Raw genomic sequence first — 21,510 nt, 5'->3', positions numbered from 1 at the left:
GCGCACATAACTCTTTAGCGCAAATCCGACAAAACCTTTTCCCTCCCGCTGCGGTCACTCCTTTTACGAGACTGGCATGCATGCCGGCGCGCCCGTTTGGGCCTTTTGCAATCCTGCCGCCCGATGAGAGAAAAGGAATCGAACCATGCCGATTTCCCGACGCAACTTCATGATCCTCGGCGCCGTAACCGCGACGGCGTTCGCCATGCCCCCCTTTATCAGCCTCAAGGCCTACGCGGCCAGTCTGGAGCAACCGGCCATGAGTAAAGTGACCCTGCAAGTCAACGGTAAACCGCAAACCCTCGAAGTAGACACCCGCACTACCCTGCTCGACGCCCTGCGCGAACACCTGCACCTGACCGGCACCAAGAAAGGCTGCGACCACGGCCAGTGCGGCGCCTGCACGGTGATCGCCGATGGTCGGCGGATCAACTCCTGCCTGACCCTGGCAGTGATGCACGACGGCAGTGAGGTGACCACCATCGAAGGCCTCGGCATGCCGGACAAGCTGCACCCGATGCAGGCCGCGTTCATCAAGCACGACGGTTACCAGTGCGGCTATTGCACCCCTGGGCAGATCTGCTCGGCGGTCGCTGTGCTCAAAGAAATCCGCGACGGCATTCCCAGCCACGTCAGCCCGAGCCTGACCGAGCCGCCGAAACTGATTGCCGCCGAACTGCAGGAGCGCATGAGCGGCAATATCTGCCGCTGTGGCGCTTACTCGAACATCATCGAAGCCATCACTGAAGTCGCGGAGGTGCCGGCATGAGAGCCTTCAATTACAGCCGCGCCGACTCGCCTGCCGCAGCCGCTTCCCAGGCTGCGCAAGTCGAGGGCGCCAAGTTCATCGCCGGCGGCACCAACCTGCTCGACCTGATGAAACTCGACATCGAAACCCCGGTACACCTGATCGACATCAACCACCTCGGCCTGGACCAGATCGAAGCAACACCCGAAGGCGGACTGCGCATCGGCGCGCTGGTGCGCAACACTGATCTGGCCGCCGACGCGCGCGTGCGCAAGGACTACGCCCTGCTCTCCCGCGCCTTGCTCGCCGGGGCCTCCGGGCAGTTGCGCAACATGGCGACCACCGCCGGCAACCTGCTGCAACGCACCCGCTGCCCGTACTTTTACGACACCCATCAAGCCTGCAACAAACGCAACCCCGGCAGTGGCTGCGCGGCGATCGGTGGCGTGACCCGGCAACTCGGAATAATCGGCGTCAGCGACGCTTGCATCGCCACCCACCCGAGCGACATGGCCATCGCCATGCGCGCGCTGGATGCGCAGATCGAAACGGTCAAGCCTGACGGCAGCACGCGCAGCATTCCCATGGCCGATTTCCATCAGTTGCCGGGCAGCACGCCGCATATCGAAACCAGCCTTACGCCCGGCGAATTCATTACCGCCGTGACCCTGCCGGCACCGGTCGGCGGCACGCACATTTATCACAAGGTGCGGGATCGCTCGTCCTACGCGTTTGCCCTTGTTTCAGTCGGTCTGATCCTGCAAAAGGACGGCACGGGCCGTGTCGCCGTCGGCGGCGTTGCGCCGAAACCGTGGCGGGTCGAAGCCGCTGAAGCGCTGTTGCCCAAGGGCGCCAAAGCGGTCAGCGAACGCCTGCTCGAAGGCGCTACACCCACCGATGACAACCAATTCAAACTGACACTGGTCGAGCGCACGCTGGCTTCGGTGTTGGCGCAAGCGAGGGAAACCGCATGAAATTCGACACGCCCGCCACCACCAATCCCATCGACCGCCTGAAGGTCGTCGGCCAGCCCACCGAGCGCATCGAAGGCCCGTTGAAAACCAGCGGCCAGGCCACTTATGCCTACGAACAACATGAAGCGGCGGCCAATCAGGCCTACGGATTCATGGTCGATTCGGCGATCGCCAAAGGGCGGATCAAAGCCATTCATCTCGACGAAGCCAAAGCCGCGCCCGGCGTGCTGGCGATCGTCACTGCCGAGAACGCCGGCAAGCTCGACAAAGGCGATTACAACGCCGCGCATCTGCTCGCGGGTCCCGAAGTGCAGCATTACCAGCAAGCCGTTGCGCTGGTGGTTGCCGAAACCTTCGAACAGGCCCGTGCCGCCGCGCAATTGGTCAGGGTCGATTACGAGACCAGCGAAGGCAAGTTCGATCTCGCCAGCGTCAAAGACCTCGGCGTCGAGCCGAAAGACGAACTGCCGGACGTCAATCACGGCGACTTCGACAAGGCCTTCACCGCCGCGCCGGTGCAGTTCGATCAGACCTACACCACACCAGACCAGTCCCACGCGATGATGGAACCGCACGCCACACTCGCCGCGTGGAAAAACGATCAGCTGACCGTGTGGACCTCGAACCAGATGGTCGCCTGGAGTGTCGGTGACATCGCGAAAACCCTCGGCCTGCCGAAGGAAAAAGTCCGATTGGTCTCGCCGTACATCGGCGGTGGTTTCGGCGGCAAGCTGTTCATCCGCGCCGACGTGATCCTCGCCGCTCTCGGCGCGCGCATGGCGGAGCGGCCGGTGAAAGTCGCCCTCGCCCGCCCGCAAATGGCCAACAACACCACCCATCGCCCGGCAACGATTCAGCGCATCCGCATGGGCGCCACGGCGGACGGCAAACTGACCGCCATCGCCCATGAAGGCTGGTCAGGCAACCTCGCTGACGGCAAGGTCGAACTGGCCGCGCAACCGAGCCAGTTGCTCTACGCCGCAGAAAACCGCCGCGTCAGCATGCGCCTCGCACCGCTCGACCTGCCTGAAGGCAACGCCATGCGCGCGCCGGGTGAAGCGCCGGGGCTGATGGTGCTGGAAATCGCCATGGACGAAATGGCCGAACAACTGAAGATGGACCCGGTGCTGTTCCGCATCGCTAACGACACTCAAGTCGACCCGGTGAAAACCGAGCGGCCGTTCTCCCAACGCCAACTGGTCAAATGCCTGCAGATCGGCGCGGAGAAATTCGGCTGGGATCAGCGTAAGGCGCAACCGGGCAGCCGTCGTGAAGGCCGTTGGCTGATCGGCATGGGCGTGGCGGCGGCGTTTCGCAACAACCTGCTGGTCAAGTCCGGCGCCCGCGTACGCCTGGAGCGTGACGGCAAGGTCGTTGTTGAAACGGATATGACCGATATCGGCACCGGCAGCTACACGATCATTGCGCAGACCGCTGCCGAGATGATGGGCGTTGGCCTCAATGATGTGGTGGTGCGTCTGGGCGATTCGGACTTCCCGGTGTCGGCCGGTTCCGGTGGCCAGTTCGGCGGCAACTGCTCGACCGCCGGGGTCTACGCTGCGTGCGTGAAATTGCGCGAAGCGGTGGCGCAGAAGCTGGGGCTGGCGGCGGATCAGGCGGAGTTCGCCGATGGTCAGGTGCGCGTCGGCAGCAAGAGCCTGCCGCTGCGCAACGCGGCTGAAGGCGGCGCGCTGGTCGGCGAGGACAGCATCGAGTTCGGTGATCTGGCCGAGAAGTATCAGCAATCGACCTTCGGCGCGCACTTCGTCGAAGTCGCCGTCGATGCCGCCACTGGCGAAGTTCGCGTACGGCGCATGTTGGCGGTGTGCGCTGCGGGGCGAATTCTCAACCCGACGTCGGCGCGCAGTCAGGTCATCGGCGCGATGACCATGGGCGTCGGCGCGGCGTTGATGGAAGAGCTGGCGGTGGACAAGCGCCTGGGCTTTTTCGTCAACCATGACCTGGCTGGATACGAAGTGCCGGTGCACGCCGACATTCCGCATCAGGAAGTGATCTTCCTCGAAGAAACCGATCCGATTTCGTCGCCGATGAAGGCCAAGGGCGTGGGTGAATTGGGGATTTGCGGCGTGAGCGCGGCGGTGGCGAATGCGATCTACAACGCCACCGGCGCAAGGGTCCGCGAATATCCGATTACGCTGGACAAGATTCTTGATTCGTTGCCGGAGATGATCTGAAGCGAAAAGCCCCTCATCGGAACGCCGCCCGCCTAGCCCTCTCCCAAAGGGAGAGGGGACCGATCCGGGTATATTCAGGATGTGCAGCGACGTGAAAGTCTTCTGTGTATCCATAATCGCAACGGCAAGTTCAGGTCGATGCACATCGCAAGACACCTCGGTCGGCTGCCACTCCCCCGGGAGACGCCTGGGGTGAGTGGCATGCTGTTAGCGCACTTGCATGGGGTGCTAGGGGTCGAGTGGATTCACCACCACGCTTGCAGAATGCCGAACGTCTCGAGCATCCCCCAATCGACTCCCTCTCCCTCGGGAGAGGGCTGGGGTGAGGGGCGCGGTTTCACTCGATCTTTGGATATTGCTCATCACTGACCTGCTCCATCCAGTCCACCACCTTGCCATCCAGCACTTCGGCAATCGCGATATGACTCATCGCCGTCGTCGGTGCTGCCCCGTGCCAATGTTTGGCGCCCGGGGCAATCCACACGGTATCGCCCGAGCGGATTTCACGCACCGGCTGGCCCCACTCCTGCACCAAGCCTGCCCCCGAGGTGACGATCAATGTCTGCCCCAGCGGATGGGTATGCCATGCAGTGCGCGCGCCCGGCTCGAACGTTACGGTCGCACCACTGACCCGCGCCTCGTCGGTACCTTTGAACGGCGCATCCACCCGCACCGTGCCGGTAAACCAGTCAGCAGGGCCTTTGGCCGACGGTTGCGAGCCATTCGGTGTGACCGTGACACGGGGATTTTCGGTGGCCTGCACCTCACCTGCCAGCAGCGAGAGCGTCAGTGCGGAAGCAGCAATCGGGTTCATGGCATTTCCTCCAATAAATGATGCAACCACTGTAGCGATCCGCACTCTTTGGATAATCGACTAGAATCCGAAAAAACTTATGCAGGACAATCATCAATGCTTCGGGAAAACGCCACCGACCTGCTCGCCTTTCTCGCCGTCGCCCGTGAACGCAGTTTCACCAAGGCCGCAGCCAAACTCGGCGTGTCGCAATCGGCGCTCAGCCACACCATTCGCAGCCTCGAGGCGCGACTCGGCCTGCGCCTGCTGACCCGCACCACGCGCAGCGTGTCGCCGACCGAGGCCGGCGAACACCTGCTGCAAACCATCGGTCCGCGCTTCGATGAAATCGAAGGGGAACTGGCCGCCCTGAGCAACCTGCGTGAAACCCCGGCGGGCAAGATCCGCATCAGCGCCACCGACCATTCGCTGAACTGGATCCTGCGTCCGGCGTTGCAGGATTTCCTGCCGCAATACCCGGATGTGTCCGTCGAGGTTTGCTGTGACTATGGTTTCGTCGACATCGCCGGCCAGGGCTTCGATGCCGGTGTGCGCCTGGGCGAAGACGTCGCCCAAGGCATGATCGCCACCCGTATCGGTCCAGACATGCGCATGGCCGTAGTCGGCTCCCCCGCCTATTTCGCCCGGCGCGATCCGCCGCAAACCCCGCGCGACCTGACCGACCACGCCTGTAACAACCTGCGCCTGCCAACCAATGGCGGGCTGTATTCGTGGGAGTTCGAAAAGGACGGTGAAAGCCTGAAGGTGCGCGTCTCCGGCCAGGTCACCCTGAATGGTGTGTACCCATTGCTCGACGCCGCGCTGGACGGTTTCGGGCTGAGCTACATCCCGGAAAACGTCGTCGCGCTTTTTCTGGCGGACGGTCGCCTGGTCCAGGTGCTGGGAGACTGGTGCCCGACATTTTCCGGTTATCACCTGTACTACCCGAGCCGGCGCCAGGCAGCGCCAGCGTTTGCGTTGTTGCTGGAGGCGTTGCGCTATCGCGGTTGACCCGGCTCAGCCCAGCAACGCAATCAACTGATGCCGCTGCGCATCGGTCAGCATCGGCCCAAAACCGGCTCCGGCGTTGTCAGCCATGTAGCGCGGATTGCTGGTGCCGGGAATCACACAGGTCACCGCCGGATGCGCCAGGAGAAATTTCAGTGCCAGTTGCGGCCAGCTGTTGACCTGTACATCCGAGACCCACGCCGGCAGCGGCTTGCCCTTGAGCCGGGCGAGCAGATCGCCGCCGCCAAACGGCCGATTGCAAATCACCGCCACCCCACGCTCGCGGCACAGCGGCAGGATGCGTTTCTCGACCGCACGATCATCGAGGGCGTAGTTGATTTGCAGAAAATCAAGCTTCTCGGCTTTCAGCACGGCCTCGACATCGTCATAGGCCGACGAGGTGTAATGGGTGATGCCGATGTAGCGAATCCGCCCCTGCTCCTGCCATTCGCGCAGGGTCGGCAAGTGGGTTTGCCAGTCGAGCAGGTTGTGAATCTGCATCAGGTCGATGCGCTCGGTTTGCAGCAGTCTGAACGACTGCTCCATCTGCGCGATGCCCTCTTTGCGCCCGCGCGTCCACACCTTGGTGGCGAGAAACGCCGGCGAGCGCGGTTCGTGGATCGACAGCAGTTCACCGGTGGTTTGCTCGGCGCGGCCGTACATGGGTGAGCTGTCGATCAGCGTGCCGCCCTTCCTGAACAGCGCTTCGAGGACGGCGGGCAACTGACGGTAAACCGGATCGCCCGGCGCGACGTTGAAACCGCGATAGGTGCCCAACCCAACCATGGGCAGTGCCTCGGAGCTGGAAGGGATGGCGCGGGTCTGCATGGTCTGGTCTCCTGCCGTGGGCGGCGCAGTGGCGGTCGGCGCTACGCTACCGGCCAACGCCCGATCAATGGTGAGCAGCGCCGCAGCTTGGGCAGCCAGCGTGAGCAAGCGGCGACGTGAGTAACCCTCAGTGTGGCGCATGCGAGTCCTCCTGCTGCGCGGATCTGTTGCACGGTGTGTGCGCCGGCTGTCAGGCGCAGTCGCTGAACTACACTGCCACAGCCAACCTCTCTCCCCGTTAAAAGTAGCCGAATGTCCCGAACCCTGATGTCACTCGTCGTTTTCATCATTGCCGTGTACCTGGTGCTGTGCGCCGCGCTGTTCGTGTTTCAGCGCTCGCTGATCTGGTTTCCCCAGCCTGCCGCCGTGGTTGCAGCGGACTCGCGAATGAAACTGCCGATGCCGGATGCCGAGGTCTGGGTGACAACCCGAGAGCGCAGCGGATCGCGCGCACTGATTTATTTCGGCGGCAATGCCGAGGACGTATCGCGAAATCTGCCGGAATTCACTGAGGCGTTTCCTGACTACGCGCTGTATTTCCTTCATTACCGGGGCTTTGCTGGCAGCACCGGCTCGCCATCGGAAGCCGCGATTGCCGAAGATGCACTGGCACTGTTCGATCAGGTCTATGCCACTCATCCGCAGGTCGCCGTGGTCGGTCGCAGCCTCGGTTCGGGGGTGGCGGTGCGCCTGGCCAGTCAGCGGCCGGTGCAGAATCTGATTCTGGTGACGCCGTTCAACAGCCTTGCGGAAATCGCCGCACGGCAATACCCATGGGTGCCGGTGAAATGGTTGCTCAAGGATCGTTTTGAATCGGGCAAGTACGCAGCGCATATCCGCACGCCGACATTGCTGTTGGCGGCCAGCGATGACGACGTGATTGGACGCAGCAGCACGCAGCGCTTGTTCGAGAGTTTTCCTGCGGGCGTGGCGACGCTGAAGGTGGTGCCGGACTCGGGGCATAACTCCATTTCCGAGCGGGGGGAGTATTTGCGGTGGATGGGGGATGTGTTGAATCGCTAGTGGTTGTTTGCCAGTGATAGAGAGGTCGACCGGGGCGGCGTCTTCGCGAGCAGGCTCGCTCCCACAGTTGTTCCGAGTACGCCGTAAGCGCGATGTGGGAGCGAGCCTGCTCGCGAAGGCAGCGGTTCGAACAACAGCAATTCAATTGCATTTGCCGCCACTGAACCAAGTCCAAAAAACCCAGTCCTATCCGCGCCGCCACACACGGCTCCCTCACTCTAGCGCTGTCCCCTTTCAGAGCTGTCCTTCCCATGCGCCACGCCGTTCGTTCGTCTCGCTTCGTTTCGCTGTGCCTGCTGAGCCTGTTCCCCTTTTTCACTGAATCCGCCCACGCCAGTGCAGAGCGCGAACTGGTGGCCGCGATCAATGATTACCGCGCCCATCCGCAACGCTGCGACCGCCGCACTGCGCAGCGTCTGGCGCCTTTGGCTTTGAAATCGAATCTGGCCTTGCCGATCGGCTATCGCTACGGCGGCGGCATGCGCGAGGCGTTGAAGTCTTCCGGCTATTCAGCAATCACGGTGCGCAGCATCCGCATTATCGGAGCCGAAGACGCCGACGAGGCCTTCGATCAGTTGCAGAGCGATTATTGCGGCGCCTTGCTGGATGCGAACTACGCCGACATCGGCGTCAGCCATTCGCGCAATCAATGGCAGGTGGTGCTGGCGCAACCGGTGCTCGACAGCCGCGTCGGTGACAACCGCAGCGTCGGCAAGGCGCTGCTCGCCGAGGTCAACGCTGCCCGCGCCCGGCCGCGTATGTGCGGCCGCCAGCGCTTTGCCGCCGCGCGGCCATTGAGCTGGAATGCCGCCCTCGGCGCAGCGGCTCAGGGCCACAGCAAAGCCATGGCTTACGGCAATTATTTCGCCCACCGCGATCCCGACGGTGACATGCCGGCCGACCGCGCCCGTGCTGCCGGTTATCGCGGCCGCCAGGTCGGGGAAAACATCGCTGCCGGGCAAAGCTCACCGGGCAAAGCCATGGCCGGCTGGCTGGCCAGCCCGGGCCATTGCGCCAACCTGATGAACCCGATGTTCACTCAGGTCGGCGCCGGCTTCGCCAGCGAAGCGCGCAGCGACGACGGCGTTTACTGGACGATGCTGTTCGGCGCGCCGTAAATCACGGCTGACTCCGGGCATTCTCATCGCTTGGCGTGGCCGGGCGCGGCATGACGTGTTGATGGCCGGTCGGGTCGTTGAGCTGGATGACATTACCCTTCTGCCACGCATCAGCCCCCGTTGCGACAGGCGCCGGTTTGATCCCGGCGCGGGCCTTTTTCTTTTCGGCGCTATCAATGCCCAGACGCTGATCGCGCTGGCGGACCATTTGCGCATCGGCCTGACCGTCAGCGGTAAAGCCCATCATCAACTGCGGCACGCCCAGCGGCAGTTGCTTGTCCTGATCGGTGTGCCAGGTGTGCCAGGTCTTGCCGTAGGTATTGGCGAGTTTTTCCATCAAGCGCGTTTCCGCCACTTGCGGGATGCCCGGCGCGACCAGCTGGCCAGAACTGACTTCGTGAGCGTGGCTGTGCCACAGGGCTTTTTCTTTCGCTGGCAATTGCGTGAACAGGCGCTGGCTGATGATGTATTCGACGCCCATCAGCTTGGCTTCAGCGGTGTTGCCGTCGTAGATCACGCACTGGAACACTTCTTCGTTGAGCGCCGAGCAGTAGTGGTGCGCTTCCATCTGCGCGCCGGGATGACCGTTGTAAAAATGGAAACCATCGAGGTACATGTTCAACGCGCGAATTGGCGGCTTGTCCTGCAACCACTGCGCGCCGACTTCGAGCATTTCCGTGTCGGACGCCTTGGCCTGGCCGGGCGTCTGCACCGGCGAATCGGTGTTACTCATGGCGCAACCGGTCAATGCGGCGACCATCAAACCGATAGGAACCCAACGTCCCTGTGAGGTTGTCGTACGCATGTTTCACTCCTCGAACTTTCAGTGACGGGCGCGTGCTGGCCCTGTTCTGCAACTGAAAGCAGGAGATCGGCAGAGTTCGAAAAAGCTGCGTGCGGATCAGACTGGAGAGATCGTCGCCAGCACGCCGATCAGAATGGTCAAGGTCAGAAAACCGCCGAGAAAAATTGCCATCTTGTACATGTCGCGCTCCTTGATACGGGTGTGCGGTGCGCCGGACGCTTCGGAATGAGGTCGGAGGGTGACTGGCCGCACTGCCGGGGCATTCTGAGCCTGTGGCTGTACTGAATACAGAGGCAGATGAAACAGAAAAATACGGATCAGATGCGCATCTGATCCGCTTCGGGCATGAAGCGGTATTCAGGCTGAGACTTGAGGATCCACTTTCGGCGCGGTTGATCTACAGTCATTGCCGACCGACAACAAGAAAAACCGGAGTGACCATGCCCGACCTCGCCTTGCAGCCCAACGTCGCCGCGTCCCTCGAGCGCTGGCACGAGATGATCCGCAGCGGCAATCTCAAAGCCCTGCCCGAACTGCTCGATCCGCAAGCTGTGTTCCGCTCGCCCATGGCCCACACGCCCTACCTCGGCGCGCCGGTGGTGGCGATGATCCTCAACACCGTGTTCGAAGTCTTTGAAGATTTCGCCTATCACCGCGAATTGGCGACGGCGGATGGCCTGAATGCGATTCTCGAATTCAGCGCCAGGGTTGGTGCGAAGGAGTTGAAAGGCATCGACATGATTCGCTTCGATGAGCACGGCAAGATCGTCGAGTTCGAAGTGATGGTGCGGCCGCTGAGCGGGTTGCAGGCACTGGGCGAAGAAATGGGTCGGCGCCTCGGTGCCTATCTCGCGTCCGCAAAAGCCTGAATCCGCCCTGCATAAAAAAACCCACTGACCGTCGCCGGTTCAGTGGGTTTTGTGTGTCAGGGTTCTGCTTACAGAGCCATGTCACGTGCAGCGTTTTCCTTCGGCGCTACGGCTTTGTCAGCCGCAGGTGCCGCCGGAGCAGCTACCTGACCGATCGCTGGAGGCGTCGGCAGTTCGAGGATTTTCGCGGTGTAAGCCCACTCGGCAGCCACTTTGGCCGGATCGCTGTTCAGCTGGGTGCCGTAGCTCGGCACGATCTGGTGCAGCTTGGTCTGCCACTCAGGGGATGCGACTTTGTCTTTGAAGACTTTCTGCAGCACGCTCAGCATGATCGGTGCAGCGGTCGACGCGCCCGGCGATGCGCCCAGCAGGCCGGCGATCGAGCCGTCTTGCGAAGCAACGATCTCGGTGCCCAGCTTCAGCACGCCACCAGCGGCTTCATCACGCTTGATGATCTGCACGCGCTGGCCGGCTTGCCACAGACGCCAGTCTTCGGCTTTGGCGTTCGGGAAGTACTCCTTCAGCGCGTTCAGACGGTCTTCATCCGACAGCATCAACTGACCGGCAAGGTACTCGACCAGCGGGTATTCCTTGATGCCGACCTTGGTCATTGGCCAGATGTTGTGGGTGGTGGTGCTGGTCAGCAGGTCGAAGTACGAACCTTCCTTGAGGAACTTGGTGCTGAAGGTCGCGAACGGGCCAAACAGAATGACGCGCTTGCCATCCAGAACACGGGTGTCCAGGTGCGGAACCGACATCGGTGGCGCGCCAACCGAAGCCTTGCCGTAGGCCTTGGCCAGGTGTTGCTCGGCAATCGTCGGGTTCTCGGTCACCAGGAACGAACCGCCAACCGGGAAGCCTGCGTATTCCTTGGCTTCCGGAATGCCCGACTTCTGCAGCAGGTGCAGGGCACCGCCGCCAGCGCCGATGAACACGAACTTGGCGTCGGTTTCGGTCTTGCTGCCGTCCTTGAGGTTTTTGTAGCTCACACGCCAGGTGCCGTCGGCGTTCTTGGTGATGTCTTCGACTTCGCTCGACAGCTTCAGATCGAAGTTGGGTTTGGTTTGCAGGTGAGCGGCGAACTGGCGGGTGATTTCGCCGAAGTTCATGTCCGTACCCAGCGGGCTCCAGGTGGCCGCGATTTTCTGGTTCGGGTCACGCCCTTCCATCATCAGCGGTACCCACTTCTTGATCACCGCCGGGTCTTCGGAGTACTGCATGCCGGCGAACAGCGGGCTCGCCTGCAGGGCTTCGTAGCGCTTTTTCAGGAACTTGATGTTGTCATCGCCCCACACGAAGCTCATGTGCGGTGTGGTGTTGATGAACGAGCGAGGGTTCTTCAGCACGCCCTGCTGAACCTGCCAGGCCCAGAATTGACGGGAAACCTGGAACGCTTCGTTGATCTCGACAGCTTTCGGGATCGTTACGTTGCCCTTGTCGTCTTCCGGGGTGTAGTTCAGCTCGGCGAGGGCCGAGTGCCCGGTACCGGCGTTGTTCCAGCCGTTGGAGCTTTCCAGGGCGACGCCATCGAGACGCTCGACCATTTCCATCGACCAGGTCGGTTCCAGCTCATTGATCCACACACCCAGGGTGGTGCTCATGATGCCGCCGCCGATCAGCAGGACGTCAACTTTCTTGGCTTCGGCAGCATTGGCAGACGACATCCCCATCGCCAAAGCCAGACCGAGCAAGGCTGTGTTCACTTTCTTAAACATCTGTTGCACCTATGATAAAACGCCTTCCGCCCGTCGTTGTTATCAGTCTGCGTTGCGCTGTGTTGACGCTCAGGCTGGCGTCGCGCAATCCGGCACACTTCAATATTGACGGGTGGGCACACAAGGCCGACATGTGGCATCGACCTCAGTTAATGTCCCTTCTGAACTGACTTCTTATCGTTATTGGCTTCAGCTGCTTGAGCGACAGGGATCCCGTCGGCCCGCCCGAAAGGCCAGCCAACCGAATTAAGTCAAAGCAAATTTGGCGCGGAGAATATCACGTCAGGGCGAACCCGCGCGTCTGTTCCCGACTTGAAAGTCTTTTTCCGCTCAGGGGCTTATCGGCCATCGGCAACCAAACATGACTGCGATCAGGCATTGGCCTGCAAAGTTTTTTGCGCGATACGCATCGCAACTTGATAAATCAGCGCCAACGGCTCGTTGTTCATGCAGAAAATAACCTGCTAGGTTGTACGATGACTGACGAACAAAGCCAGTCATCCCAACCCAATAACAACAAGGAAACAACATGACCAAGTCCCGCCTCCTCATCGGTTTATTCTGCGCCTTCAGCGCCTGCGCCATGGCCGCCCCTGCCCCGGCGGAAAGAGAAGTCGCCCAAGCAGTTGATCACCTGACCCAAGCGATGCTGCATAAAGACATCGCCGAGTTGAACGCTCTGACCGCGCCGAACCTGACCTACGGCCACTCCAGCGGCAAGATTCAGGACAAGCAGGAATTCATCGCCGACATCGAAACCGGCCGCAGCGCATTCAAGACCCTGGAGATGCAGAAGCAGACCATCACGATGTCCGGCGATACCGCATTGGTGCGCCACCACTTCTCCGCGCAGGCGTTGAAGGGGACCGAGGTCATTCCGACCGAGATCGAGAATTTCCAGATCTGGCAGAAACAGGGTGGGAAATGGTTGTTGGTTGGGCGGCAGGCGTTCAGGTTTTGATTGAGGGCACATTGGCCTGATTCAATCCTGTCAGAGCTGGCCTATTCGCGAGCAGGCTCGCTCCCACAGTGGATGATGGTGTACACACCGTTGCATTCACAACATCAGACCCTGTGGGAGCTGGCTTGCCAGCGATAAGGCCGTGATAGACACCAGAAATGTAATGGGTCCTACCGCTATCACAACCGAAACCGATCCACCGACTGCGCCAACTGTCCCGCCAGATTCGATAATTCATCGGTAGTCGTCGCCGTCTGCCCGATCACCCGGCTATTGCCCTCGCTCATTCCCGCAATCATCTCCACCTGATGGGCGATTTCATTACTGGCCTGACTCTGTTCGCCAATCGTGCGGGTGATGTCATTGACCAGTTGCGTGGTGTTCAGCGTGGCGTCGAGGATCTCGCGAATCGCCCGCTCGACTTCCGCCGTCACCGCCATCCCCTTGTCAACCTGCGCCACGCCCGCCTCCATGCTGCTGACCGCCTCGCGCGTGCTGTTCTGAATGCGCGCAACCATCGCTGCAATTTCCTGGGTCGAGGCGCTGGTGCGTGCGGCCAGACTGCGCACTTCATCGGCGACCACGGCAATACCACGGCCCTGCTCACCGGCACGCGCTGCCTCGATCGCGGCGTTGAGCGCCAGCAGGTTGGTCTGGTCGGCGATGCTCTTGATCACCTGAATGATGTTGAAGATCGCCTCGGATTCCTGATCCAGCGTGCGGATCACCTGCGCCGACTGCTGTGCCGAGCGGGCGATGTCGTCCATGTCGCTGACCACTTGGTGAATCACCCCGCCACCCTCCTTGGCCAGGTTTTCGGCCTGATTGGCCATGCTCAGGGCACGTTCGGCGTGGCGGGTGATTTCTTCGATACTGGCGGTCATCTGGCTGGCGGCAGCGGCCATGGTGCCGGCGGCAACGCTTTGCTGCTGGCTGCTGTCGGCGACCTGATGGCAGCCGTGGCTGAGCTGCTCGCTCATGCCACTGACGCCGTGAGCGTTGCGCCGGACCACGTCGATCATGTTGCGCAGATCACGCTGCATGGTCGCCAACGTGCGTATCAAAACGCTGGCTTCGTCCTTGCCGGCGGGCTCGACAATTGGTTCGCTGAGATTGCCATGGGCAATGCTTTCAGCGATGCGGCTGGCGGATTTGAGCGGCCCCATGATACTCAGGATCACCCAGCGCCCCTGAATCAGCAGCAGCAACAGACTGACGACCAGCACCACTGCCAGCGCAAGATTGGCGTGGCGGATGGCCGCTTCGGTGCCTTCGCTGGTGTGCAGGGTGTTGTTTTCGATCAGTTCGCTGAGCGCGCCCATCTGCTCTTCGAGCTGAGTAAACGCGCTATTGAACGTGCCGAGCTGCTGTTGGGCGGCATCCGGCTTGTCCAGCGCCACGCCGACGATCTGCTCGGCGGATTTGATGTAGGTATCGAGGCTCGGCTTGATCTGCTCCAGCGCCGTGCGCAACTGCGGGTTGATCGGCAGCTTCAGGTTGTCATCCAGCACTTCACGAAAATGCCCGGCGTGCTCGGTGAGCGAATCGCGCACCTCGGTGGCGGTGGCGGTGCTTTTGCCCAGGCCGACCAGCATCGCCGAATAGACATCGGCGCGCAGGGCGTCGTGCATCATGTCCGCTTCCATGTGATTGCGCAGCGCGCTCATGCTCACCGTGTTATCGCCGACAGCCGTGGCCATCCGCAGGTTACCGACGTAACTGACCAGACTCACGATCAGCGCCGTCAGCAGGCTGGTCGCAATCAGCAACACCAAACGCAGTTTGATCGACACCGTGGAATCTCCCGTGGGCACGCTGGATTGCGCTTGTCGGATTTCAGTTAAGCCTATGTGCAGGGAACTGCCGACACAGAGCGTATCGGCTGATGTCAGCGGCGACTTGAATCCGGCAAAACTTTTCAAACGCGAACCCGGTCACACCTTGCAGCGCCGCTGGATAATGCCTTCATCGCCGGTTAACCCCGGCAGGCTATCAATCCATGGCTTCGAACATTCATGCAGCTGAAGGAAACGCTTATGAAACGCGCACTGTGGTTTGGTCTGCTCGGCACGCTGGCAATCGGCACCGCACAAGCGGCAACGGAGAAAGTCGCGATCAACCTGGTCAGCGCCGACGGCGCGCCGCAGGCGATCGGCTCGGTCACCGTCAGCGAGACGCCTTATGGCCTGCTGTTCACCCCCGACCTGAAATCGTTGCCGGCCGGCATCCACGGCTTCCATGTCCATGAAAACGGCAGCTGCGAAGCGGGCACCAAGGATGGCGTCAAAGGCGCAGCACTGGCCGCTGGCGGACACTTCGATCCGGCGAAAACCGGCAAGCACCTTGGCCCTTACGCCAACGGGCATCTGGGCGATCTGCCGGCGGTATATGTGATGGCTGATGGTGTCGCCAACTACCCGGTGCTGGCGCCGCGCCTGAAGAAGATCGCCGAGATCAAGGGCCACGCCCTGATGATTCACGCCGGCGGCGACAACCATTCCGACATGCCCAAGCCACTGGGCGGTGGCGGTGATCGCATGGCCTGTGGGGTGATCTGATCCCTCACCGCGGCGCTCGGCGCCAGCGCGTCAATACCAGCAAGGACAGCCCGGCGCCGAACAGCGCCAGGGCCATGTCCTTCTGCGAATCCCAAGGATCATTCTGCGCACCGACGAAGGCCTGGCCAGTGTCGTCGCCCAGGTAAGCGCCGCCGACCCATTCGATCAATTCGTACAACGCCGACGTCGCCAGCACTACATTCAGGGTCAACAGCGCCAGCCACGCGCCGCGCAACGGCGTCAGGCGCAGCAGCACTTCGCGAATCGGCCAGACCAGCAGCAATCCATAGCTAAGGTGCACCAGCCGATCATAGTGATTGCGTTCAAGACCCAGCACTTTGTTGACGCTCACCCCGGCCAACAGCGTGCCCCACTGATCGTAAGGCACCCGCGAATAGGTGTAATGCGCGCCGACTTCATGAATGCACAGGAAGGCGAAGAGCATCCCCAGCGACAGCGTCGACAGGCGAAAACGCCGATGCGCCAGCAGCAGGGTCAACACCAGCGCCAACGCCAGGACATTTTCCAATAGCCAGTCGACGCGGCTGCGCGGGAACAGGCCGAGCGCGATGGTCAGGCAGATAAATCCAGCGAGCAAAAGCGCTTCGATTCGCGTATCTGCCGGTTGGGCAACGTTGTCGCTGACTCTGACGAGCATGGGTCGATTCTCGGCAATACAGGCAAGCGGTAGACCCTTGCCGGTTTTGCCCGGTTCCTCGCCGCTACGTTTTTGCGGCCTACGGAACTCCCGCGCGCCGTTCACCTCTGAGGTTATGTAGTCCCTTCCCTTTTTGCTTAGCGCTTGTGGAGGAACACGTCATGCGCAAGTTAGTCCTGATTTCTTCTCTTATGCTTTGCCTGCCGGTCGGTTCGGCGCTGGCCCGCGTTGACGCGGGTGATGTCGCCACTTCGGCAGGTGTGTCCGCGTCGCTGTACTCGACCTTCAAGGACGACAAAATGGTGATTCCGGCCCGTGACGACGTGTCTGCATTCGTCGCCAGCGGCGGGGCCATTCGTGGGGTTTATCTTGAGTCGGTACTGCAACAGGTGCGCCAAGCCAACCCTGGCTTGAACGCCAGTGATGAAGACCTGGCCAACGCCATTCTGGTGCAATACGAAGGCGTGCAGCAGTAGTCACGAGGGAAGCAGCGGCCGATGGACGGCCGCTGAGTGCGCATAGGCAAACATGTCCGACGGCCTCTATGATGGAGGCCATGACGACCACCGTGCCCTTGCGCTCACCCTGCCCTCCCGGCGCCTGCATCTGCGGGCGCGATCCGTTGCTGGAAACCCCCGGCGCCGATCTGCGCATCCTGCGCCTGACTCGCGCAGAGGAAAAAATCCTCCTGGCGCGCCTGGAACAACTCAAAGACCTCGCCGACCTCAAACGCCTGCAACAGCGCATGTACGAGCAGTTGGGCATCCGCGTCGACGTCGCCCCCGGTTTCAACGAAGTCCGCACCATGCGCGGCATCGCCATTCAGATCGACGAGCTGCCAGGCCTGTGTCGCAAGACTCGCGCGGCGATCCCGGCGGCGATTCGCAAGGGCCTGGAAAACCACCCGCAAATCGCCTTCGAACTGCTCAACGCCCACGACTTGCTGCGCGACACCTGATCACTTTTTCATGCCGACGCGTTTGCGCATCTCGGCGGTGATGGTCTGACGGGTTTTCTTCATGTCCGCCCAAGGCTCATCACCGACTTCGGTCAGACGCTCGTGAACGTTGTAGATGTTCCAGTGATTACCGCCCTTGATTTCAGCGACTTCCTCTCGGTACAGCGGCACCGACACCGGCATGCCTTCCCGCGCGCGTGCGGCGTAGGCGCAAATGGTGGTGGCGCCGAGGCCGTTGCGCAGGTAATCGATGAAGATCCGCCCGACGCGGTTTTTCGGACCGGACACCGCTGAAATACGATCCGGCAGCAACTTGGCCATGTGGCTGACGATGGCGTGGCTGAAGTCCTTCACTTCGTCCCAGCCATGCTTGCGGGTCAATGGCACCACCAGGTGAATGCCTTTGCCGCCGCTGGTTTTCAGGAAGGCTTTAAGGCCCAGCTCATCGAGCACGGTGAGGGTCAGCGCGGTGGCTTCAACCATGCTTTTCCATGGCAACGCAGGATCCGGGTCGAGGTCGAGGACGAAGCGATCGGGCTTGTCCAGATCCACCTTCGTCGCGTTCCAGGTGTGCAGTTCGACGGTACTCATCTGCACCGCGCCGACCAGCGCTTCGGGATTGTTGATCATCATCACTGGCTGGCCGGTGATGTCCTTGTCTAGTGCAGTAATCCCCGGGATAGCCAAGCGTTCGGCGTTCTTTTGGAAAAACAATTCGCCGGCAATGCCGTCCGGTGCACGCACCAACGCCACGGGGCGATCCTTGAGTTGCGGCAGGATGTATTCGGCGACACTGGCGTAGTACTGCGCCAGTTGCATTTTGGTAGTGCCACTGACCGCGTCAATCACCCGATCCGGATGGGTGATGCGTACTTTGCCGCCGGCCAGTCCTGATTGCGACGGTGCGGTCTCGGCCTTTTTGCTGGCGGCGGTTTTCTTTGCCGGCTGCTTGTCGGCGGTTTTGGTTTTTTCGTTTTTTTCGGTCTTTTCGGACTTGGCAGCTTTCACAGGCTTCGCTCGCTCCTCGGTAATGTCCTTGGCCGGTTTGTCATCGCGCAAACCATGGAATACGGCGTGGCGCACCGAGCCGTCCTTGGTCATCTCGGCGAACGCCACCTCCGCCAGCAATTTCGGCTTGAGCCAGTGCACGCCTTTGGCCTCGAAACCGCTGGGCGGATTGACCACTGCGGCGCTTTTGGTCTGCAACGGCTTGAGTTGGGCGAGGATGCTTTTCAATGTGGTTTCGTTGAAACCGGTGCCGACCTTGCCGGCATAGCGCAACTCGCCGCTGTCACGGTCGTGCAGGCCGAGCAGCAACGCACCGAAGGCACTGCGCGCACCTTTCGGATCGGTGTAGCCGACGATGACGAATTCCTGGCGATGCTTGCATTTGAGCTTGATCCAGTCGCCGCTGCGCCGCGACACATAAGGCGAGCCGAGGCGTTTGCCGATCAGGCCTTCCATTTGCATCTGACAGGCGCTGTTGAGCAGCGCATCCGGGGTTTCTTCGAAGGCCTCGGAGAAGCGCAGCGTTGAGGATTCTTTCTGCGCGCCGAGGATGGTGCTCAGCGCGGCGCGGCGTTCTTCCACCGGCACGTCGCGCAGGTCGACGCCATTCAGATACGGCACGTCAAACAGGTAATAAACAATGTTGCCGCTGCGCCCAGCATCAAAAGCATTCTGCAACGCCTGAAAGTCCGGCACGCCTTGCTCATTGGCCACGACCATTTCACCGTCAAGCCACGCCGACTCCAGACCCAATGCCGCCAGCGCCTTGGCTTGCTGCGGCAGCTTGTGCGTCCAGTCGTGACCATTGCGGGTGAACAGCTGCACCTCATCGTGATCGATCCGCGCCATGATCCGGTAGCCGTCGAACTTGATCTCGTAGCTCCACTGCCCTTCGGGTGCGCTGTCGACCAGCGTCGCCAGTTCCGGCTTGATCAGTGCCGGCAACTTGGCCTTGCGCGCGCCGGTAAGCTGCCCGGACGCCTGCTTGCGCGGCTTGGCCGGGGCCTTTTTCACCGGTTTGGCTTTATCGGCAGCCGTCGCCGATTTGCCGACAATCGTGCGCTCGCTGAGCACGCTGTCGGGCTCGGCGACCAGCACGTCGAAATCATCCTGCGCTCGCGCGGCGTTGTCCTGATGCTTGATCAGGAACCATTGTTCTTTCTTGCCCGGCATGTGCGTGCGCACCAGATTCCACACGCCGCCAAGCTTCTCGCCCTGCAGCTCGAACTTCAGTCGGCCCTTGGCATAGGCCTTGTGCGGATCCTCCAGCGGTATCCACACGCCGCGATCCCAGACGATCACATCACCGGCGCCGTAATGCCCTTCGGGAATGCTGCCTTCGAACGTCGCGTAATCGAGCGGATGATCCTCGACATGAATCGCCAGACGCTTGACCGACGGGTCCAGCGACGGCCCCTTCGGCACCGCCCAGCTCTTCAGGGCGCCGTCGAGTTCGAGGCGAAAGTCATAATGCAGGTGCGAAGCGTCGTGCTTCTGGATGCAGAACTGCAAGGCATGATCCTTGGCCGACTTACGGCCCGAGCGCTTGACTGCGGCCGGTTCCGACGTCGCGGAAAAATCACGCATGCGGTTGTAATCGTCGAGGTTCCTGTTCATGAGCACACCGATGGCAGACGGGTTCTGTTATGCAGAAGAGCGACACGGCGGCGGAAAAATTCAATCGAGGTCAAAAAGCCCCGGACGGATGGAGCGGCCGGGGCTTGTAACGACACATCCAGTAATTGGCTGGGGCTGGCTAAACAGAGTGCAGACGCTAAGGCTTTTCCGGCCTGATTGCGTCAGGCAACGATAGACCGAAGCAGCCATAGCGCCAGCACCGTTGGGCTGACGCCGGCTCACCGATGAAATCGCACCCGAGAAATTTTCCGCGAGCCAGCTAAGATTCATGGGTGGTGAACCTTATCCCGGCCAAACCGGTCGATAGCTGCAACCCGACCCGGTTTGCCGACGCCCTTTCTGACGATGGGCGATACCCGGCTTGCTTCACTTTCTGGAGAACGCCCCCGTGATATCCACCGTACACATCGCCAGGCTCAAAGCATGGGGCGCCCATGGTTTTACCGCGACTGGCGTGGTCACCGCCTTCCTCGCCACCCTCGCCCTGTTGGAAAACCAGCCGATTCATTGCCTGATGTGGCTGGGCGTGGCGCTGATCGTCGACGGCCTCGATGGCGCACTGGCGCGCAAGGTCAATGTGCAATCGGTGCTGCCGAGTTTCGACGGTTCGATCCTTGATCTGGTCATCGATTACCTGACTTATGTATTCATCCCGGCATTGTTTATCTACCGCTACATTCCCCTGCCCGATTACACCCTGTTGCTGACGGTGTCGGTAATTCTGGTGTCGTCGCTGTTCTGCTTCTGCAACGTCAACATGAAGAGCAAGGACAACTATTTTGTCGGCTTCCCGGCGGCCTGGAACGTGGTTGCGCTGTGCCTGTACATCATCGGCCCGGGGCCGTGGATCACCTTTCTCACCGTGATCGGTCTGGCATTGCTGACGGTGACGCGGATGAAATTCCTGCACCCGTTCCGCGTGCGGCGTTTCATGCCAATCAATATCGCGGTGACGGCGATCTGGCTGTTGTGCAGCCTGTCACTGGTGCTCAATCACCCGGTGATCAACCCGCTGGTGATGGGCTTGTGGTTGCTGATGTCGGCTTATTTCCTGGGGATCTGCATCTGGCGCACGGCGCTGGAGTGGTTTGATCGCAGCCATTTGAAATAAGCACATCCCCCTGTAGGAGTGAGCCTGCTCGCGAATGCGGTGGTTCCATCAACATAAAGGTTGGCTGGCACACCGCTTTCGCGAGCAGGCTCGCTCCCACAGAGATCTTCATCGATCAGGAGATCCGAGGTGGGCTAGCGCTTGGTAATCACCACCTCCAGATACTCACTCGGCACCACCAGCGACGCCTCCCCGGCGCGATTCGACCGGTTGAGCAACTCCGTCAGATCATCCTCCAGCGCCTGTCCGGCCTCCGCCGACAACACCGCAAAAGCCTTGTGCACCGGCCCGTACCAGTGGCGAAAGATGTCAATGAAATGCGCCGCCGAGCGGTAGCGGAAATTGAAGTGGCTGCGGGTCACGCGTACGACAAAATCGCGGTCATCGAAATGCTTGTGCAGCCACGCATCCGAGCCCCAGTTCGATGGCGGCTGAGCAACCGCGGGCGGTGGTAGATGCTGGCCGAGAATCTTGAACATCTGCCCGACGAAGCCCTCCGGCGTCCAGTTCGCCATACCGATCCGCCCGCCCCGACGACAGAC

General features: G+C 61.2%; 20 protein-coding genes and 1 pseudogene. 12 read left to right on the top strand and 9 right to left on the bottom strand.

What is annotated here, in order from left to right; all coding sequences use genetic code 11:
• The first annotated feature begins 145 nt into the window (after window positions 1–145).
• The 3 genes from paoA to paoC are packed head-to-tail and all read left to right on the top strand — an operon-like array spanning window position 146 to window position 3,917.
• Window positions 146–769 carry an aldehyde dehydrogenase iron-sulfur subunit PaoA gene (gene paoA, locus D8U82_RS15425; RefSeq protein ID WP_016775137.1) on the top strand — a complete coding sequence of 208 codons (624 nt, stop codon included), beginning with the start codon at window positions 146–148 and terminating at the stop codon, window positions 767–769.
• Complete coding sequence (locus D8U82_RS15420; protein WP_125926933.1) at window positions 766–1,722, top strand: xanthine dehydrogenase family protein subunit M; 957 nt, start codon at window positions 766–768, stop codon at window positions 1,720–1,722. The genes paoA and D8U82_RS15420 overlap by 4 nt, the downstream gene beginning before the upstream one ends.
• Window positions 1,719–3,917 (top strand): aldehyde oxidoreductase molybdenum-binding subunit PaoC, encoded by a 2,199-nt coding sequence (paoC, locus tag D8U82_RS15415; RefSeq protein WP_130902470.1) that lies wholly within the window; start codon window positions 1,719–1,721, stop codon window positions 3,915–3,917. Before D8U82_RS15420 ends, paoC begins: the two co-directional genes overlap by 4 nt.
• A 337-nt stretch (window positions 3,918–4,254) precedes the next feature.
• On the opposite strand, the gene D8U82_RS15410 is transcribed toward paoC, so the two are convergent.
• Entirely contained in the window at window positions 4,255–4,731 is a 477-nt protein-coding gene (locus D8U82_RS15410; RefSeq protein WP_016775140.1) for a cupin domain-containing protein, read from the bottom strand.
• A 96-nt stretch (window positions 4,732–4,827) separates the two neighbouring features.
• Here D8U82_RS15410 and D8U82_RS15405 point away from each other — a divergent pair, with 96 nt between their 5' ends.
• A complete protein-coding gene (locus D8U82_RS15405) occupies window positions 4,828–5,721 on the top strand; it encodes a LysR family transcriptional regulator (protein WP_130902469.1) in 894 nt (297 codons plus the stop codon).
• A 6-nt stretch (window positions 5,722–5,727) separates the two neighbouring features.
• Here the strand turns inward: D8U82_RS15405 and D8U82_RS15400 are convergent, their stop codons facing one another.
• Complete coding sequence (locus D8U82_RS15400; protein ID WP_177434139.1) at window positions 5,728–6,687, bottom strand: aldo/keto reductase; 960 nt, start codon at window positions 6,685–6,687, stop codon at window positions 5,728–5,730.
• Between the two features lie 111 nt (window positions 6,688–6,798).
• Between D8U82_RS15400 and D8U82_RS15395 the strand changes: the two genes are divergently transcribed.
• Together D8U82_RS15395 and D8U82_RS15390 are read left to right on the top strand one after the other, a co-directional pair.
• A complete protein-coding gene (locus D8U82_RS15395) occupies window positions 6,799–7,569 on the top strand; it encodes an alpha/beta fold hydrolase (RefSeq protein WP_130902468.1) in 771 nt (256 codons plus the stop codon).
• Between the two features lie 251 nt (window positions 7,570–7,820).
• Entirely contained in the window at window positions 7,821–8,687 is an 867-nt protein-coding gene (locus tag D8U82_RS15390; protein WP_123442212.1) for a CAP domain-containing protein, read from the top strand.
• Between the two features lies 1 nt (window position 8,688).
• On the opposite strand, the gene D8U82_RS15385 is transcribed toward D8U82_RS15390, so the two are convergent.
• Both D8U82_RS15385 and D8U82_RS28135 read right to left on the bottom strand, forming a co-directional pair.
• Complete coding sequence (locus D8U82_RS15385) at window positions 8,689–9,447, bottom strand: OBAP family protein (RefSeq protein ID WP_241662894.1); 759 nt, start codon at window positions 9,445–9,447, stop codon at window positions 8,689–8,691.
• 141 nt (window positions 9,448–9,588) lie between these two features.
• Window positions 9,589–9,744 carry a hypothetical protein gene (locus tag D8U82_RS28135; protein ID WP_177434138.1) on the bottom strand — a complete coding sequence of 52 codons (156 nt, stop codon included), beginning with the start codon at window positions 9,742–9,744 and terminating at the stop codon, window positions 9,589–9,591.
• 188 nt (window positions 9,745–9,932) lie between these two features.
• Here D8U82_RS28135 and D8U82_RS15375 point away from each other — a divergent pair, with 188 nt between their 5' ends.
• Window positions 9,933–10,361: a nuclear transport factor 2 family protein gene (locus D8U82_RS15375; RefSeq protein ID WP_130902465.1), complete on the top strand. Its 429-nt coding sequence runs from the start codon at window positions 9,933–9,935 to the stop codon at window positions 10,359–10,361.
• Window positions 10,362–10,429: 68 nt separating this feature from the next.
• Here D8U82_RS15375 and mqo read toward each other — a convergent pair whose 3' ends face one another.
• Window positions 10,430–12,076 (bottom strand): malate dehydrogenase (quinone), encoded by a 1,647-nt coding sequence (mqo, locus tag D8U82_RS15370; protein ID WP_024013303.1) that lies wholly within the window; start codon window positions 12,074–12,076, stop codon window positions 10,430–10,432.
• A 529-nt stretch (window positions 12,077–12,605) separates the two neighbouring features.
• Here mqo and D8U82_RS15365 point away from each other — a divergent pair.
• Complete coding sequence (locus D8U82_RS15365; protein ID WP_016775147.1) at window positions 12,606–13,037, top strand: nuclear transport factor 2 family protein; 432 nt, start codon at window positions 12,606–12,608, stop codon at window positions 13,035–13,037.
• A 179-nt stretch (window positions 13,038–13,216) separates the two neighbouring features.
• Here the strand turns inward: D8U82_RS15365 and D8U82_RS15360 are convergent, their stop codons facing one another.
• Complete coding sequence (locus tag D8U82_RS15360; RefSeq protein WP_130902464.1) at window positions 13,217–14,830, bottom strand: methyl-accepting chemotaxis protein; 1,614 nt, start codon at window positions 14,828–14,830, stop codon at window positions 13,217–13,219.
• Between the two features lie 243 nt (window positions 14,831–15,073).
• Between D8U82_RS15360 and sodC the strand changes: the two genes are divergently transcribed.
• Window positions 15,074–15,595, top strand: coding sequence for a superoxide dismutase family protein (gene sodC / locus D8U82_RS15355; RefSeq protein ID WP_110600990.1), 522 nt, complete (start codon window positions 15,074–15,076; stop codon window positions 15,593–15,595).
• Window positions 15,596–15,599: 4 nt separating this feature from the next.
• Here the strand turns inward: sodC and D8U82_RS15350 are convergent, their stop codons facing one another.
• The gene (locus tag D8U82_RS15350; RefSeq protein WP_130902463.1) at window positions 15,600–16,253 is read right to left on the bottom strand and encodes a DUF2238 domain-containing protein; all 654 of its coding nucleotides are present in this window, start codon (window positions 16,251–16,253) and stop codon (window positions 15,600–15,602) included.
• Between the two features lie 161 nt (window positions 16,254–16,414).
• Between D8U82_RS15350 and D8U82_RS15345 the strand changes: the two genes are divergently transcribed.
• Window positions 16,415–16,729, top strand: a complete 315-nt coding sequence (locus D8U82_RS15345; RefSeq protein WP_016775151.1) for a DUF2388 domain-containing protein — start codon at window positions 16,415–16,417, stop codon at window positions 16,727–16,729.
• Window positions 16,730–16,809: 80 nt separating this feature from the next.
• Entirely contained in the window at window positions 16,810–17,211 is a 402-nt protein-coding gene (locus D8U82_RS15340) for a hypothetical protein (protein WP_071172813.1), read from the top strand.
• On the opposite strand, the gene ligD is transcribed toward D8U82_RS15340, so the two are convergent.
• The gene (ligD, locus tag D8U82_RS15335) at window positions 17,212–19,836 is read right to left on the bottom strand and encodes a DNA ligase D (RefSeq protein WP_130902462.1); all 2,625 of its coding nucleotides are present in this window, start codon (window positions 19,834–19,836) and stop codon (window positions 17,212–17,214) included. It abuts the gene before it with no gap.
• A gap of 409 nt (window positions 19,837–20,245) precedes the next feature.
• Between ligD and pcsA the strand changes: the two genes are divergently transcribed.
• On the top strand, window positions 20,246–20,968 hold the full coding sequence (gene pcsA, locus D8U82_RS15330) for a phosphatidylcholine synthase (protein ID WP_016775154.1): 723 nt from the start codon (window positions 20,246–20,248) through the stop codon (window positions 20,966–20,968).
• A 134-nt stretch (window positions 20,969–21,102) separates the two neighbouring features.
• Here the strand turns inward: pcsA and D8U82_RS15320 are convergent.
• Window positions 21,103–21,510: pseudogene (locus tag D8U82_RS15320) on the bottom strand (SAM-dependent methyltransferase); the annotation flags it as partial.

The organism is Pseudomonas sp. Sample_23, assembly GCF_004307595.1.
Lineage (GTDB): Bacteria > Pseudomonadota > Gammaproteobacteria > Pseudomonadales > Pseudomonadaceae > Aquipseudomonas > Aquipseudomonas atacamensis.
Note: the sequence above shows the minus strand (reverse complement) of the source record. Positions and strands in the feature narration are given on the sequence as shown.

Coding starts and splice junctions, on each gene's coding strand:
- paoA (WP_016775137.1), top strand. CDS start 146: ATGCCGATTTCCCGACGCAACTTCATGATCCTCGGCGCCGTAACCGCG.
- ligD (WP_130902462.1), bottom strand. CDS start 19,836: ATGAACAGGAACCTCGACGATTACAACCGCATGCGTGATTTTTCCGCG.
- D8U82_RS15365 (WP_016775147.1), top strand. CDS start 12,606: ATGACCAAGTCCCGCCTCCTCATCGGTTTATTCTGCGCCTTCAGCGCC.
- D8U82_RS15340 (WP_071172813.1), top strand. CDS start 16,810: ATGACGACCACCGTGCCCTTGCGCTCACCCTGCCCTCCCGGCGCCTGC.
- sodC (WP_110600990.1), top strand. CDS start 15,074: ATGAAACGCGCACTGTGGTTTGGTCTGCTCGGCACGCTGGCAATCGGC.
- D8U82_RS15395 (WP_130902468.1), top strand. CDS start 6,799: ATGTCCCGAACCCTGATGTCACTCGTCGTTTTCATCATTGCCGTGTAC.
- D8U82_RS15400 (WP_177434139.1), bottom strand. CDS start 6,687: ATGCGCCACACTGAGGGTTACTCACGTCGCCGCTTGCTCACGCTGGCT.
- D8U82_RS15420 (WP_125926933.1), top strand. CDS start 766: ATGAGAGCCTTCAATTACAGCCGCGCCGACTCGCCTGCCGCAGCCGCT.
- D8U82_RS15405 (WP_130902469.1), top strand. CDS start 4,828: ATGCTTCGGGAAAACGCCACCGACCTGCTCGCCTTTCTCGCCGTCGCC.
- D8U82_RS15390 (WP_123442212.1), top strand. CDS start 7,821: ATGCGCCACGCCGTTCGTTCGTCTCGCTTCGTTTCGCTGTGCCTGCTG.
- D8U82_RS15350 (WP_130902463.1), bottom strand. CDS start 16,253: ATGCTCGTCAGAGTCAGCGACAACGTTGCCCAACCGGCAGATACGCGA.
- D8U82_RS15345 (WP_016775151.1), top strand. CDS start 16,415: ATGCGCAAGTTAGTCCTGATTTCTTCTCTTATGCTTTGCCTGCCGGTC.
- mqo (WP_024013303.1), bottom strand. CDS start 12,076: ATGTTTAAGAAAGTGAACACAGCCTTGCTCGGTCTGGCTTTGGCGATG.
- D8U82_RS15375 (WP_130902465.1), top strand. CDS start 9,933: ATGCCCGACCTCGCCTTGCAGCCCAACGTCGCCGCGTCCCTCGAGCGC.
- D8U82_RS15410 (WP_016775140.1), bottom strand. CDS start 4,731: ATGAACCCGATTGCTGCTTCCGCACTGACGCTCTCGCTGCTGGCAGGT.
- D8U82_RS15385 (WP_241662894.1), bottom strand. CDS start 9,447: ATGGTCGCCGCATTGACCGGTTGCGCCATGAGTAACACCGATTCGCCG.
- paoC (WP_130902470.1), top strand. CDS start 1,719: ATGAAATTCGACACGCCCGCCACCACCAATCCCATCGACCGCCTGAAG.